Source organism: Streptococcus nasisuis (genome assembly GCF_040836615.1).
GTDB classification, from domain to species: Bacteria; Bacillota; Bacilli; order Lactobacillales; family Streptococcaceae; genus Streptococcus; species Streptococcus suis_V.
The window spans coordinates 1,974,261-1,988,890 of the sequence record NZ_CP162268.1 but is presented as its reverse complement, the minus strand read 5'-3'; the positions used below and the strand labels follow the sequence as shown (position 1 = coordinate 1,988,890).

At 43.4% G+C, this 14,630-nt stretch carries 12 protein-coding genes and 2 pseudogenes; 12 read left to right on the top strand and 2 right to left on the bottom strand.

The window, feature by feature from the left end; translation table 11 throughout:
* Nucleotides 1-171 precede the first annotated feature (171 nt).
* The 9 genes and pseudogenes from AB1F57_RS10030 to AB1F57_RS09990 all read left to right on the top strand — a co-directional run bounded on the left by AB1F57_RS10030 (nt 172) and on the right by AB1F57_RS09990 (nt 7,396).
* Nucleotides 172-654 (top strand): Dps family protein, encoded by a 483-nt coding sequence (locus tag AB1F57_RS10030; protein WP_167786388.1) that lies wholly within the window; start codon nt 172-174, stop codon nt 652-654.
* A gap of 611 nt (nt 655-1,265) precedes the next feature.
* Nucleotides 1,266-2,542: pseudogene (ltrA, locus tag AB1F57_RS10025) on the top strand (group II intron reverse transcriptase/maturase).
* Between the two features lie 163 nt (nt 2,543-2,705).
* Nucleotides 2,706-3,584 (top strand): ABC transporter ATP-binding protein, encoded by an 879-nt coding sequence (locus AB1F57_RS10020; protein WP_167786387.1) that lies wholly within the window; start codon nt 2,706-2,708, stop codon nt 3,582-3,584.
* Nucleotides 3,581-4,312, top strand: a complete 732-nt coding sequence (locus tag AB1F57_RS10015) for an ABC transporter permease (protein ID WP_367985701.1) — start codon at nt 3,581-3,583, stop codon at nt 4,310-4,312. Before AB1F57_RS10020 ends, AB1F57_RS10015 begins: the two co-directional genes overlap by 4 nt.
* An 8-nt stretch (nt 4,313-4,320) precedes the next feature.
* Nucleotides 4,321-5,415 (top strand): sensor histidine kinase, encoded by a 1,095-nt coding sequence (locus tag AB1F57_RS10010; RefSeq protein ID WP_167786385.1) that lies wholly within the window; start codon nt 4,321-4,323, stop codon nt 5,413-5,415.
* Nucleotides 5,412-6,011 carry a response regulator transcription factor gene (locus AB1F57_RS10005; RefSeq protein ID WP_105136868.1) on the top strand — a complete coding sequence of 200 codons (600 nt, stop codon included), beginning with the start codon at nt 5,412-5,414 and terminating at the stop codon, nt 6,009-6,011. The genes AB1F57_RS10010 and AB1F57_RS10005 overlap by 4 nt, the downstream gene beginning before the upstream one ends.
* 117 nt (nt 6,012-6,128) lie before the next feature.
* Nucleotides 6,129-6,344: a YqgQ family protein gene (locus tag AB1F57_RS10000; protein ID WP_167786383.1), complete on the top strand. Its 216-nt coding sequence runs from the start codon at nt 6,129-6,131 to the stop codon at nt 6,342-6,344.
* On the top strand, nt 6,345-6,731 hold the full coding sequence (locus AB1F57_RS09995) for a rhodanese-like domain-containing protein (protein WP_105123528.1): 387 nt from the start codon (nt 6,345-6,347) through the stop codon (nt 6,729-6,731).
* Nucleotides 6,732-6,778: 47 nt separating this feature from the next.
* A complete protein-coding gene (locus tag AB1F57_RS09990; protein ID WP_167786382.1) occupies nt 6,779-7,396 on the top strand; it encodes a hypothetical protein in 618 nt (205 codons plus the stop codon).
* 734 nt (nt 7,397-8,130) lie between these two features.
* Here the strand turns inward: AB1F57_RS09990 and AB1F57_RS09985 are convergent.
* Nucleotides 8,131-9,332 (bottom strand): annotated as a pseudogene (locus AB1F57_RS09985) (IS110 family transposase).
* 527 nt (nt 9,333-9,859) lie between these two features.
* Between AB1F57_RS09985 and pflA the strand changes: the two are divergent.
* Both pflA and AB1F57_RS09975 read left to right on the top strand, forming a co-directional pair.
* Complete coding sequence (gene pflA / locus AB1F57_RS09980) at nt 9,860-10,648, top strand: pyruvate formate-lyase-activating protein (RefSeq protein WP_367985700.1); 789 nt, start codon at nt 9,860-9,862, stop codon at nt 10,646-10,648.
* A gap of 68 nt (nt 10,649-10,716) precedes the next feature.
* The gene (locus AB1F57_RS09975) at nt 10,717-11,784 is read left to right on the top strand and encodes a glycoside hydrolase family 3 N-terminal domain-containing protein (protein ID WP_367985699.1); all 1,068 of its coding nucleotides are present in this window, start codon (nt 10,717-10,719) and stop codon (nt 11,782-11,784) included.
* Between the two features lie 137 nt (nt 11,785-11,921).
* On the opposite strand, the gene AB1F57_RS09970 is transcribed toward AB1F57_RS09975, so the two are convergent.
* The gene (locus AB1F57_RS09970; RefSeq protein WP_167785830.1) at nt 11,922-13,178 is read right to left on the bottom strand and encodes an ISL3 family transposase; all 1,257 of its coding nucleotides are present in this window, start codon (nt 13,176-13,178) and stop codon (nt 11,922-11,924) included.
* Between the two features lie 62 nt (nt 13,179-13,240).
* On the opposite strand from AB1F57_RS09970, the gene AB1F57_RS09965 reads away from it, so the two are divergent.
* Nucleotides 13,241-14,616 (top strand): IS3 family transposase gene (locus AB1F57_RS09965; protein WP_367986352.1). Its coding sequence is split into 2 segments (ribosomal slippage): nt 13,241-13,724 and nt 13,724-14,616, totalling 1,377 coding nucleotides; the frame shifts between segments, so codons are not numbered across the junction.
* Nucleotides 14,617-14,630 lie beyond the last annotated feature (14 nt).

The window sequence follows — 14,630 nt, the reverse complement described above, 5'->3', positions numbered from 1 at the left end:
AGTGATGGGAGAAATTCCCATGTGTTGACTATCTATAGAATACCTTAAATATCCTCATTTTGCAAGCGCTTTGCTTGTCTAAAAATGGACTTCTCACTAGATGGTAATTAGTTGCACATTTATTAAAATAACATTATAATAAATATAAATAAAAGAAAGAAGGTTCCTTTTATGAAAAAAGAAATATTGAAGCCATCAGCTGAAGCTCCTAGTCTGTCTCTGGGGAAATCTCTGAACTATCAGGATACCAAGGCTGTTCTCAATCAGGCTGTCGCAGACCTGTCAGTGGCTCATTCTATCTTGCATCAGGTTCATTGGTACATGCGTGGTGCCGGATTTATGATTTGGCATCCAAAAATGGATGAATACATGGATGAGTTGGATGGTTACCTAGATGAGATGAGTGAGCGTTTAATCACCTTAGGTGGGGCACCATTTTCTACCCTTACAGAGTTTAGTGAAAATAGTCAGCTCAAGGAAGTTCCGGGAAGCTACAGCTTGACCTTGGAACAGCAGTTAGCGCGTGTGGTAGAAGTGTTTCGTACATTGGCTACCCTCTTCCAGGAAGGTTTTGACATTAGCGACGAAGAAGGCGACAGCGTGACCAATGATATTTTCAACGTTGCCAAGGCCAGCCTTGATAAGCATATTTAGATGCTGCAGGCAGAATTGGGACAAGCACCAGGGATTTAAACTGATTTTACAACTATAAACATGACAGGTTGGACCTTGTGTCCAGCCTTTTTGTCTGTACGACGGGCATGTCGTACATCTGAGGTGAAAGTCCTCCGTGGACACCCGCTACCGGTGAACCCCAAAGCGACTCCCAAGCCTGACTATCGTGAGGTAGCGGGGAGAGGAAGGGATAGCGAAATCGTGGCTCTACGAACAGAAACGTGATAACAAGGCGTATATAGGGGATGAGGGGGCATACAACTCTAAAGTCCAAAAAGGTAGTCGTAACCTATAGACGTAAATCACGAGAGTAAACGAGGAAAGATGTACGACTTATCCCGTGAGGTCTCATGAGCGTCAAAGACGTAGTAACAACGAATCATGAGAAGTCAGCCGAGGCCATAGTAGCGATGAAACTTCTGTAATAGAGGTGGAGCGAAGGGCTGAACAATTAACCGAAGTATACCTACTTCACTTGTGTCTGTAAAACTAGCGGTCTGATAGAACTGGGTGCGGTCACGTATTGACTAGAGGAAAGTTCACCAATATAAGACGTCCCTCAGACACCGAAACAAGAAAGGAATACGCACATGTCACAGTTACTAGATAATATCCTATCTCGGTCCAATATGCTTGAAGCCTACAATCAAGTTAGAGCCAATAAAGGTTCAGCAGGAATTGACGGCGTAACTATTGACGAAATAGATGACTATCTCCGCAAACACTGGCGTTCAACTAAAGAACTCATAAAGCAGAGGAAGTACAAACCTCAGCCAGTCTTACGAGTTGAAATTCCCAAACCTAACGGCGGAGACCGTCAGTTAGGTATCCCAACGGTCATGGATAGAATGATACAACAAGCTATTGTCCAAGTCATTAGTCCTATTTGTGAGCCCTATTTCTCTGAGAGGAGTTACGGATTCAGACCCAATCGGTCATGCGAACAAGCTATTATCCAGTTATTAGAATACCTTAATGACGGTTATGAGTGGATAGTAGACATAGACCTGGAGAAGTTCTTTGATACCGTTCCTCAAGATAGACTGATGTCGCTTGTTCATAACATTATCCAAGATGGAGATACAGAATCTTTAATTCGTAAGTACCTTCATTCCGGTGTAGTCATCAACGGACAACGGTATAAAACACTAGTTGGAACTCCACAGGAGGAAACCTATCACCGCTCCTGTCCAATATCATGCTTAATGAGCTAGATAAAGAGTTGGAAAATCGTGGACTTCGCTTCGTTCGCTACGCAGATGACTGCGTCATCACAGTTGGTAGTGAGGCGGCGGCTAAACGTGTGATGCATTCAATTAGTCGTTATATTGAAAAACGATTAGGTTTGAAAGTCAACATGACCAAGACCAAGATTGTGAGACCGAGCAAATTAAAGTACCTAGGATTTGGGTTCTGGAAATCATCTGAGGGCTGGAAAAGTCGTCCGCATCAGGATAGCGTACAGAGTTTCAAGAGAAAACTCAAGAAACTAACGGCCCGTAAGTGGAGTATTGACTTAGACAGCCGAATTGAGCGACTAAACTGGGTCATCCGAGGTTGGATAAACTACTTTTCTATGACGAACATGAAATCAGTCATGGAAAGCATTGATGAACGACTAAGAACTCGAATAAGAGTTATTATCTGGAAACAATGGAAGAAGAAATCTAGGCGATTATGGGGACTTCTCAAATTAGGAGTACCGAAGTGGATAGCGGATAAAGTATCTGGCTGGGGAGACCATTATCAATTAGTGGCTCAGAGGTCTGTACTGAAACGTGCCATATCAAAACCAGTCCTCGCTAAACGTGGACTGGTTTCTTGCCTAGATTATTATCTAAAACGACATGCGTTAAAAGTTAGTTGAACCGCCGTGTGCCGAACGGCACGCACGGTGGTGTGAGAGGGACTAGAAATTAGTCCCTACTCGATACCAATGATGACATTTGTCATCTTAGCAGGTGACAAGCCATTCTATCCTTGAGGTTTAGAAAGATATAAAATAGAGACAAAGAGAAAGGAGACTAGTTATGATTCGGGCAGAGAATGTAGATAAACTCATCAAGGGGCGGACAATCTTGTCTGACATTTCCTTTGAGGTAGCAAGCGGTGATTGTGTGGCTTTGATTGGGCCAAATGGTGCTGGAAAAACCACGCTCATGTCCTGTTTGTTGGGGGATAGGAAGGCGACGAACGGCCAGGTTTTGTTGGACGGTCTGGCTCCACAGGCTCAGTCTAATAAGGAAAAGGTGGCAGTCTTACCACAAGAAAATGCCATTCCGACAGACCTAAAGGTTAAGGAATTGCTCCGCTTTTTCCAAGCCATCTACAAGGATAGTCTGACAGATGTGGAAATCGACAGTCTGCTCTGCTTTTCCCCAGAGCAAAAAAATCAACTAGCCGGCAAGCTATCGGGTGGTCAGAAGCGGCTCTTGGCCTTTGTCATCTGCCTGATAGGCAAGCCCAAGTTGCTTTTCTTGGACGAGCCGACGGCGGGTATGGATACTTCGACCCGCCAGCGTTTTTGGGAGATTGTCCATGAGCTTAAGGATCAGGGTGTGACTATTTTTTATACCAGCCACTATATCGAGGAAGTGGAGCATACGGCGGAGCGGATTTTGGTCTTGCACCAGGGGCGGTTACTACGAGATACCACACCATTTGCTATGCGGAGTGAGGAGCAAGAAAAAGAAGTGACTCTGCCGATTGCCTTTGCGGCGGCGGTGGAGAGCTTGGTTGAAATCAATGAAATCAGCTATAAACAAGACACGGTCAGCTTCAAGACCCGAGCTATTGAGCAGGTTTGGGCTAGTTTGCAGGAGGCAGGCTGTCGGATTTCAGACCTGGAAGTGCAGAATAAGACCCTGCTCAACAGCCTATTTGACAAGACGAGGGAGGAAGAATCATGAAAGCATTAGTTCAAGTAGAGGCGGTAAAATTATCCAGAAGTTTGGGAGTATTTCTCCTGTCTATCGGTATGCCCGTCATCTTTTTCCTGATCTTTTCATCAACGGTCCAGTTTGACGATGCAGCCATGCAAAAGGCCTTTATCCAGTCCTATATGCTGACTATGACAGGATTTTCCATGTCGGGCTTTGCCCTCTTCACCTTTCCCATGATGCTGGCAGAGGACAGGAAAAATAACTGGTTGACCTTTATCCAGCATTCGCCCCTGCCAATCTGGCATTACTACCTGTCCAAACTGGTGCGGGTCTTGCTCTGCTTTGTGTCTTCTATTGCCATTGTTTTTGCGGTGGGTGGCTTGGTCAAGGGAGTAGACTTGTCAGCTCAGGAATGGGTCGTGTCCGCACTCATACTCCTTGTAACCTCTATCGTATTTTTAGCTACCGGCTTGCTTTTGGTGCAAATCCAGTCTGAACAGGCCATGTCGGTGGTGGCAAACTTACTCTACTTTGTTCTGGCTATCATGGGAGGCTCTTGGATGCCCGTTTCCCTCTTTCCAGATTGGGTGCAGCGGATTTGTAAACTTATGCCTAGTTACCATGTCAACCAGCTGGTGACCACCTATGCCCAAGAGGGAGATTTTCTCTGGAAATCCTTGCTAATTGTCCTAGGCTATGCGATAATTTTCTTAGGAATTGCTCTGATACTGAATAGAAAATCGGAGCAGCAGTGAGGTGACAGATGATATTTGAAAAAAGAAAGGTACCACTCATGTTCTTCGTGGGCATGGTCTTTCTCTATTTTCCCTTTTACTATGCCCAGTATAGTCCCAATCCGACGGCAGTTGTCCTAGCGACCATTCTCTTTGCCGTGGTCTATTGTTCCCTCTTTTACACCGACCACAAGCTCTATTCCATGCTGGCTTGGTTTTACCTGATTGGCTATATCGCCGTCATGAGCTTTTGGGGCAATCTGCAATTTTCCCTCTTCATCTTTAACCTGTCCAATATGCTGGGCTGGTATTATAAAGAGAATCGACCGACCTATCGGACGGTGTCCTATGGGATCTTGTTGCTGGCTATTATTCTTTGGGCTCTGTTTGGTCCAGTTCCTTTTGAGATGAGAGCCTTTGCACTTGTTATCCACTTTTTCGGCTTGGCCTTGCTGATTTTCAGCTGGATTGAGACCAAGCGGGAAGCCCTTCAGCAACGGATTCAGGAGCAAAATGCGTCCATCAATCTCCTGCTGGCTGAGAATGAGCGCAACCGTATCGGTCAGGACTTGCACGATACGCTGGGTCATGTCTTTGCAATGCTGTCTGTCAAGGCTGAGCTGGTCCAGACACTTTTAGACCACGACCAGATTGACCAGGCCAAGAAGGAGGTGGCAGACCTTCAGACCTTGGCCAAGGACTCCATGCAGGAGGTCCGCCAGATTGTCCAGTCCCTCAAGCAGCACACAGTGACAGAGGAACTCCAGATTTTGCAGCAGATGTTAGACTTGGCAGGAGTGGATTTGGTCGTCTTGGGCGGGGAAATAGCAGAGCAGCTCAGCTTGCCCGTCCAGAACAAGCTGGCTATGGTGCTGAGAGAGTTGGCCAATAACCTACTCAAGCACAGCCAGGCTAGCAAGTGCCGCTTGATGTTTGAAAAAGACCAGCAAGAATTGGTCTTGCACTACGAAGACAACGGTGTGGGCTTTACCCAGTTAACTGGTCAGGAATTACATACTATAAAGGACAGGTTGGTAACGGTGAAAGGAAGTTTGGAATTTCTTTCTCTGGCCAAGCCCACCCGTCTGTCCATCCGAATTCCGTTTGAGGAGGTGGTAGAATGAGAATCTTAGTCGCAGAAGACCAGGCCATGCTGCGGGACGCCCTCTGTCAGCTCTTGGTTTTTCAAGATGCGGTTGAGGCTGTTTTACAGGCAGAAAATGGCAGTCAGGCCATTGCTCTTTTGGAAAAAGAGCCAGTAGATGTGGTGATACTAGATATAGAAATGCCTGAAAAGACAGGCCTAGATGTCTTGGAATGGGTGCGGGAGCAAGCCCTGCCTGTCAAAGTTGTCATCATGACCACCTTCAAGCGACCAGGCTATTTCGAGCGGGCGGTCAAGGCTGATGTGGATGCCTACGTACTCAAGGAACGCTCCATCGCAGACCTTATGCGGACCATTGAGACGGTCTTGGCGGGGCGGAAGGAGTACTCGCCAGAGTTAATGGATATTTTATTTACCCAGTCCAATCCCTTGACCTCACAAGAAGTACAGGTCCTGGGTCTAGTGGCAGAAGGTCTGTCCAATAAAGAGATTGCTGGTCAACTCCATTTCTCGGATGGGACGGTGCGAAATTATATGACGGTCATTTTGTCTAAGTTAGGCGCTGACAATCGAACGGCTGCTGTCAAAATTGCCCAGGAAAAGGGCTATATATAGCTAGAACCTCTATTCACAGGAAAAGGCTTGCACTCGGCAGGTCTTTTTCTAGTCGAATTTTGCTTTAACCTTCATTTCTCTATTGAAAATATCCCTATATTTTGCTAGAATTTTCTTATGAAACGACTTTACGATGTGCAGCAGTTACTCAAACGTTTTGGTATCATTGTGTATATGGGAAATCGTTTGTATGATATTGAAATGATGCAGATTGAGCTCAATCGGGTTTACCAGGCTGGAGTTCTGGATAGGCTGGAATACATGGAGGCTGAGTTGGTTTTACGCCGGGAACATCGTTTGGAATTAGAGTACCAGAGATTGAAGGAGAAGTAGATGGAAACCTTGTGGACACTTTTATTATTTGTAGCCCTATTGGGTGCCTGGATGGGCTTTAATTATTGGAGATTGCGCCGTGCAGCCCAGGTCATTGACAATGCGGAATTTGCGCAGAAAATCCATGGTGGTCAGCTGATTGACCTGCGCGAGCCAGGCGAGTATAACCGCAAGCACATTTTGGGTGCGCGGAATATTCCCTACCAGCAGCTCAAGCAAAGTACTAATGCCCTTCGCAAGGACAAGCCTGTTTTGATTTATGAAAATGACCGTGGTCAATTGGTTACCCCAGCAGCTCTTTATTTGAAAAAGCAAGGGTTTAATGACATCTATATCTTGAGCTATGGTTTGAATGGCTGGGATGGCAAGGTGAAGACCGCAAAATAAGTAGATTTTTCATTACGAGTGTAGAATGTTAGTATGAGGAAACGAAAATGAATCAAAAAGATGAAAAATTATCCTTGGATGAAATTGGCATGATTGCAGGTATCGTGTTGATTTTATCCATTAGTTTATTGGCAATTTGGTTCAATGGCTCAACTGCAACAAAAGAGACTAGGGCTGAGCAGTCTGAAACGGTTGATACCAGTCTCTCTTCGGCTGAAAAAGCTGTGAAAAAATTGGAAAATTCTTCCAGTGAGGCTGACTTGAAAGCTGCCCAGGCTGCTGTGGATAAGTTACAGGCTACGACTGCAAAAGAGAGCCTTCAGAAGCGAATCGATACGGTCAAGCAAGCGATTACTAAGCAGAAAGAAGCAGAAACACAGGCAAAATTAAAGGCTGAAAAGATTCGGGCAGAAGAAACCCGCAAATATGTTGAGGAGCACCAGAAAGACCAGGTGGTAGACAATCAAACCGAACCAAGCCAGGCTGAACCGGCTCCTTCACCAGAAGTAGTGGTAGAGGAATATTATGAAGTACCAGCGGTTGTAGAGGTTCCTGTGGAGCCTTCTGTAGCACCGCCGGCTGAACCAGCCCCAGAGGAAGTTGCACCTACAGCTCCTACAGCAGAGGTTCCAGCATCAGAAACACTGGCCACAGAAGGTCAGTAATTGAACTTAATTTGAAAGAGGAGGTTGGGCATAAAGTCCAACCTCTAGTTCTTTGATTAACAAAATTACATTAGCGCAGGGGTTGATTGTTCAAAAGGTTCGGGGAACTGTGAAAGGTGGGAAACAGGGATTGTGAAACAATCCTCGATAGTTCAAGTTTTACGCTCCAAACTAGACCTAACGAATGGTGCGAACTCCGTTCGCTCTATTTTCAATCTTTAACTGTCTTCTACAGCTTTTTGGATGAGTCTGGGCAGAAAGTCCAGCCTCGCTTCTCAGAGTTCGTGTCAACATCTCAGCGCAGTGGTTGATTGGGTTTAACAGTCCAGTGGACTGTTAAAGGTTGGAGATAAGATTTGCGAAGCAAATCTCAGCAATTCGTGTTTCACACTCCAAATCTCTGACCTATACGACTGATGCGAACAGAGTTCGCTTCATCTCCAAGCTCAAATTGTCTCCCAGACAGTTTGAGCTGTGCGGGGGTGGGAGTGAAACAGTCTGGGGATAGACTGTTTCAGCTCAACAACTAGAAATAAAGACTTGTTGACGAACTCTTTTTCTACCATTTGTCAAGTCCATCAAGGTATTTGACGAAAAATATTTTGAGTTCAATAGTCAAAATAAGGAAATTGTTTTCTTTTGGACTAAAGTTTAGTGAAAAAAGTGTATACAAAACCAACACCTTATGTTGAAATTTTTTGATAAGGTGTTACAATGATAGAGCATAAACAGTTTTATCGATTTTGGGTTGAAGCGTAATCGTAAAGTTTGTTATGCATAATGAGGTAATACATTGTCCGAATGAGTCGATGTATGGAGGCAATCGTGTGTGGCTTGGTTGAAGTCGTTTGCGATTGTCTTTTTCGTTTCTCATAAAAGTCTGCGATATGGCAAGGATTAGTGTGACTAGCTGAAGCGATATTGTGAATGCACTTGAACAGAATCTTTCTAGCGTAGGGATTGCCACGCTTGGTAATGTGCTCCTTAGCGAGGAAGCTTCCAGATTCATAGTGTCTTAGGTCAATACCGATAAAGGCATTGATTTGATTGGCAGACTGAAAACGGCGAATATCTCCCAGTTCGCCAATAATACTTGTTGCAGTCGTCTCAGCGATACCAGGAATAGAAAGCAGAATCTCATATTCTGGTAATGGCTGAGCTAGTTCCACCATTTCGTCTAAGACAGTTTGTCTCTGTTCAGAAAGTCTAAGCAATTCTTTTGCATAGTAACGCACCTCTTCCATGATCGGAGAGGTTTTCTTAACGGCACAATAAGATTGATTAGCTAGTGCTGTCAGCTTCTCAACTAAGTAAGCCACACGCTTGTCAGAAATCCGTTTTGAAGTGGACAGACGGATGCTCTTTGAGAGTTCATCCTTGCTTAACTCAAGCACGAAGTCCTTGCAAGGAAAAGCTATAACTAAGTTCCAGTATTGTTCCCCAGTTGGTGTTGACAAGATAGTTTCCAATTCAGGAAAGTGACCTGTAAGACCTTGTGCAGGCGGTTTTTAGCTCGAACGATGTCCTCAGTTAAGTTCTGATAGAATCGACTGAGATCCCGCAAGTTTTGGTAGACTTCTTCTTGGACATACGTCGATTTACGATTCAGTACAAACTGAGATTGAGCTAGTTTTTCGGCGTCAATTTGATCTGTTTTTCTCACACGCAAGCTATCCAGTTGCTTCTTGGCTTCTAAGGGATTGAGTCGTGTATAAGCGTAGCTATGTTCATCCAGAAAAGCTTGAAGACGACGAGAATAGACGCCTGTTGCTTCAAAGATGATTTCTGGCTTGTGGACGGTTTTCAAATCGCCAAGTAGCCGAGAAAAGCCAATGGCATCATTGGACATGGTGTAGTTATGAACCTTCTCGCCGTTGACTAGAATGGCTACTTCTGAACTTACCTTACTCACGTCAATCCCAAATACTACTCGCATGATATTACCTCTTTGTCTTGAATGATTCCTTGTTTTAGTGATGTCATTTTCAATACTCGACGTCTGGCGTCCCACATACTTTGATAACATTCTTTCTAAAACAGGTGCCTTGCCAGTTTTTGATGCGACGTCTAGCGTCAAAAGAGTTCTCGACTTAACAAGACACCTCTACTTTATCATAAAGAAAAAGTAGTGAGTACTTTCTCCCGTCGGAGATTTCCTCACTACTAATCTTAGTATGTTTTTAACTAGTCGAGTTCTTTCCCACTCCCTATCTATTCTATATTATTCCTTTCTAATGATGGTTTAGTTGCTTTTCATTTTAGGTCATATGGGACTTTTTTTCTACACTCAAAAAGGCTCCAACATCTTCAGAGGGGATTTACCCACTACAGTCTTATAGAGCCCAGTTTTGTGGGTGGTTTTTTGGTGTGTAGTAACGGGATGTCAATTTATTCATTCAGAAAATATAGAGCGTTTTCATTTTTTGTGATATAATAATCATAGTAAAAAGTGAGGAAAAGCCAATGACAGAGATTGATTATGGAAAAGTTACCGGTCTAGTTCATTCTACCGAAAGTTTTGGTTCAGTTGATGGACCTGGTGTTCGCTTTGTGGTCTTCATGCAAGGCTGTCACATGCGTTGCCAGTATTGTCACAATCCTGATACCTGGGATTTGGTTAACCCGGCAGCAACCGAGCGTACTGCTGAGGATGTCCTAAAAGAAGCTCTGCGTTTTCGGATGTTCTGGGGCAAGGAAGGTGGGATTACGGTGTCTGGTGGTGAAGCGACCATTCAGATTGATTTCTTGATTGCTCTCTTTACCCTTGCAAAAGAAAAAGGCATCCACACGACCCTGGATACCTGTGCTCTGACCTTCCGTTCTACCGAGCGGTATTTGGAAAAATACAATCGTTTGATGGCAGTAACAGACTTGGTGCTCTTAGATATCAAGGAAATCAATCCTGACCAGCATCGTATTGTTACAGGTCATAGTAATAAAACTATTTTAGAGTGTGCTCGTTACCTATCGGATATTGGAAAACCAGTTTGGATTCGTCATGTCTTGGTACCTGGATTGACAGACCGAGATGAGGACCTGGTTGAGTTGGGCAAATTTGTCAAATCCTTGAACAATGTCGAGCGCTTTGAAGTTCTGCCTTATCACAATTTAGGTGAATTTAAGTGGAGAGAGTTGGGAAGACCTTACCCGCTGGAGGGGACAAAACCGCCGACTAGGGCGCGTGTGGAAAATGCAAAGACCTTGATGGAGACGGAGTCTTATCAGGATTATTTGAATCGGATTAAAGGATGATTGAGAAAGATAGATTTATTCAGAACAAAGAAAACTTCGCTATATTTTCTGTGGTTAGCCTTCTTTTGATGATCTTGCTGAGTGGTTGGATTGTTTTTGATAAGATGGAATCCCCAGCTGTTGATAGCGGTCTGACACAGAAGCAGAGGACTATCAATCAAATGATGGAAGGTATGACCATAGAGGATAAGATTGGTCAATTATTTTTAGGGCATATTCCTGAGCAAGAGGCTGAACAGATTGTTGGGGCCTACTATCTAGGAGGTTATATGCTGGAATCCAAAGATGTAGAAGGAAAGTCGCTGAGTCAGCTAAAAAAAGACTTGGCAAGCTATCAAAAAGCCTCCAATATCCCCTTGCTTTTGGCTTCCAATGAGGAGGGAGGAGCTGTTAGTCAAATTAGTCCAATCTTGAAAGAACCTTTTGCATCACCGATGGAATTGTATGATGAGGGAGGTTTGGATGCTGTCCTGGAGGGAGCAAAATCCAAGGTTTCGATTCTAAAGGATTTAGGTATTTCAGCGGGCTTTTTCCCGATTGCTGATGTTGTAACCAATCCTAGTTCACCCATTTATGAACGGACACTAGGCCAGGATGCCATGACAACCTCTGACTACGTTCGTGAGGTCGTCACATTGCTCAAGGATGAAAATTTCCTATCTACCTTGAAGCATTTCCCTGGTTCGAGTGAGACGGGTGATGCGATAACGGGGCTGGTCTATGATGACCGTCCTGTAGATGAATTGAGAAAGCAGGATTTCTTACCGTTTGAGGCAGGGATTGAAGCAGGGGCGGACTCAGTCATGGTCAGTCACATTATTCTGACTGCTGTTTCGGACCAACCGTCCTCTATATCACCTGAGGTGATGGCTATTTTACGTCAGGAGCTGGGCTTTGAAGGGGTTATTTTGACAGATGATTTTGATAAATTGGGTTTGTCAGAATTTCCTGATCAAAATGAAGCAGCCCTTCAAGCAATCGAGGCGGGAGCGGATATGATTTTGTCTTCCAACTTTACGAGTCAGATTCCCTATCTTTTGGACCAGGTAAAAAGAGGAAAACTAAGCGAGGACCGCATTGAGCAATCAGTGGAACGGATTTTGGGGATGAAATACGATTTAGGTTTGGTAAAATAAAAGAGGTTAGGTATTGAACTGCACCCCAAAAGTTAGACACAAAATCTAACGATTGGGGTGTTTTTCTTATGAAATTAAGTTATGAAGATAAACTAGAAATATAGGCTCTTTGTCAACTGTAGTGGGTAGATGAAAAGCTAACACCTAGAGAGGACGAACTTCGTTCTCTCTTTCTTTATGTTCAAAGCAATCAAAATTCGTTTTTTAAAGTTTTCAAAGTTCCTGAAACCAAAGGCATTTCTCTTAATGACTTTGATGAGATTATTGGTAGCTTCCAGTTTGGCGTTGGAATAAGGCAATTCTAGGGCATTCAAAACCTTGTCTTTATCCTTTAGAAATGTCTTAAATACCGTCTGGAAAATAGGATTAACAGTGGCTATTTCCTGTTCGATGAGACTGAAGAAATGATCTGAGTTTTTCTCTTGGAAATGGAACAAGAGAAATTGATAGAGTTGATAGTGTTGTCGTAGTTCCTCTGAAAAAGACAGTAGTTTTTCTAGGATTTCCTTATTAGTCAAATGCATGCGAAACATAGGGCGATAAAATCGTTTATCATTGATTTTACGGCTATCTTGTTGTATCAATTTCCAGTAGCGTTTCAAAGCACGGTATTCGTGCGATTTTCTGTCGAATTGATTCATAATTTGAATACGGACACGGTTCATAGCACGGCTAAGGTGTTGTACGATATGAAAGCGATCAAGGACGATTTTGGCATGCGGAAAAAGCTGTTTAGCCAATTGGTAGTATGGGCTATACATGTCCATAGTGATGACTTTAACGCGGTTTCTAACCTTTCTAGGATAGCGTAGAAAGTGGTTTCGGATGGTTGCTTGAGTTCTTCCGTCAAGGATAGTAATGACGTTTAGGGAGTTGAAATCTTGTGCGATAAAGCTCATCTTCCCCTTCTTAAAGCCATATTCATCCCAGCTCATCACCTCAGGTAAGATATTCCAATCTGTTTCAAACTTGAACTCATTAAGCTTTCGACTAACTGATGATGTTGAGATAGATAGCCTGTGTGCAATATGTGTCATTGCTTGATTTTCGATGAGTAACTGGGCGATTTTCTGGTTAACAGCGACAGAGATTTGGTGGTTCTTCTTGACAAGAGGAGTTTCAGCGACAGCCATTTTTCCGCAATCTTTACACTTGAACCGACGCTTTTTAAGGCGGATGAGGAGTGGATAACCAGCAGTTTCTAGGTAGGGGATTTTGGAGGCTTTTTGGAAATCGTATTTAGCCATTTGTCCCTTACAAGAAGGACATTTAGGGGCTGTGTAATCCAAGTGACCATGTAGTTCTAAGTGAGTTCCCATATCATATTCATCAGTGATAAGGATATTTTTGTCTTTAATTCTGAGAAAATTTGTGATAAAATTTAGTTGTTCCATATGAGCCTTTCTAATGTGAGTTTGGTTGCTTTTCATTATAGGTCATATGGGACTTTTTGTATATACTTAAAAAGCTCCATAATCTCCACGGTGGTTTTACCCACTACAGAAATTATAGAGCCGAAATATATGAGTTGAGAAAGAGTGGTGTGTCGTGGGTCAACCTTAGCCAGATATACAAGGTTACTATTGCCAATCTCACATACATGATAAAACTCATGGATCGATATGGCGTGGAAATCGTTGAAAAAGGTAAAAATCGGTATTATTCACCTGAATTAAAACAGGAAATAATGGATAAGGTCTTGATTCATGGGTGTTCTCAACTCTCAGTTTCCCTTGATTATGCCTTGCCAAATCGAGGAATGCTTCCCAATTGGATAGCACAATACAAGAAAAACGGGTATACTATTCTTGAAAAACCAAGAGGGAGACCGAGCAAGATGGGACGTAAACGCAAGAAAACCTGGGAAGATATGACAGAAGTTGAACGTCTTCAGAAGGAATTAGAATACCTTAGAGCGGAGAATGCTGTGCTAAAAAAGCTGAGAGAATACCGCCTGAGGGACGAAGCAAAGCGCAAAGAGCAACAGAAATCATTCAAGCATTGACGCATCAGTTTTCCCTAGGGACTCTACTTGAAATCCTTGATTTATCACGCTCCACCTATTACTATCAAGTGAAGCGACTAGCTAAGCCAGATAAGGAGAAAACTATCAAGGATGAAATACAATCTATTTATGATTACCATAAAGGTAATTACGGCTATCGTCGGATTCATTTAGAATTACGAAATCGTGGTTTTATCATCAACCACAAGAAGGTGCAGCGTTTGATGAAAGAGTTGGGCTTGACCGCTCGTATTCGTCGTAAACGCAAGTATGCTTCTTACAAAGGTGAGGTTGGTAAGAAGGCTGATAATCTGATTAAACGTCAGTTTGAAGGCTCTAAGCCTTATGAAAAGTGTTATACCGATGTGACGGAGTTTGCTTTGCCGGAGGGTAAACTTTACTTATCACCTGTTCTTGATGGCTATAATAGTGAGATTATTGATTTTACCCTGTCTCGGTCACCTGACTTGAAACAGGTTCAAACCATGCTTGCGAAGGCTTTTCCAGCAGATTTATACAGTGGGACTATTCTCCACAGCGATCAAGGTTGGCAATACCAGCACCAGTCTTACCATTACTTTTTGGAAACCAAAGGCATTCGTCCGTCCATGTCCCGCAAGGGAAATAGTCCAGATAATGGCATGATGGAATCCTTCTTTGGGATACCCAAATCAGAGATGTTCTATGGATTTGAGACATCTTACCAGTCACTTGATGAGCTTGAGCAAGCCATTACAGACTATATTTTTTACTACAACAACAAACGCATCAAAGCAAAATTAAAAGGACTTAGTCCTGTCCAATACAGAACTAAATCCTTTCAATAATTATTTGTCCAACT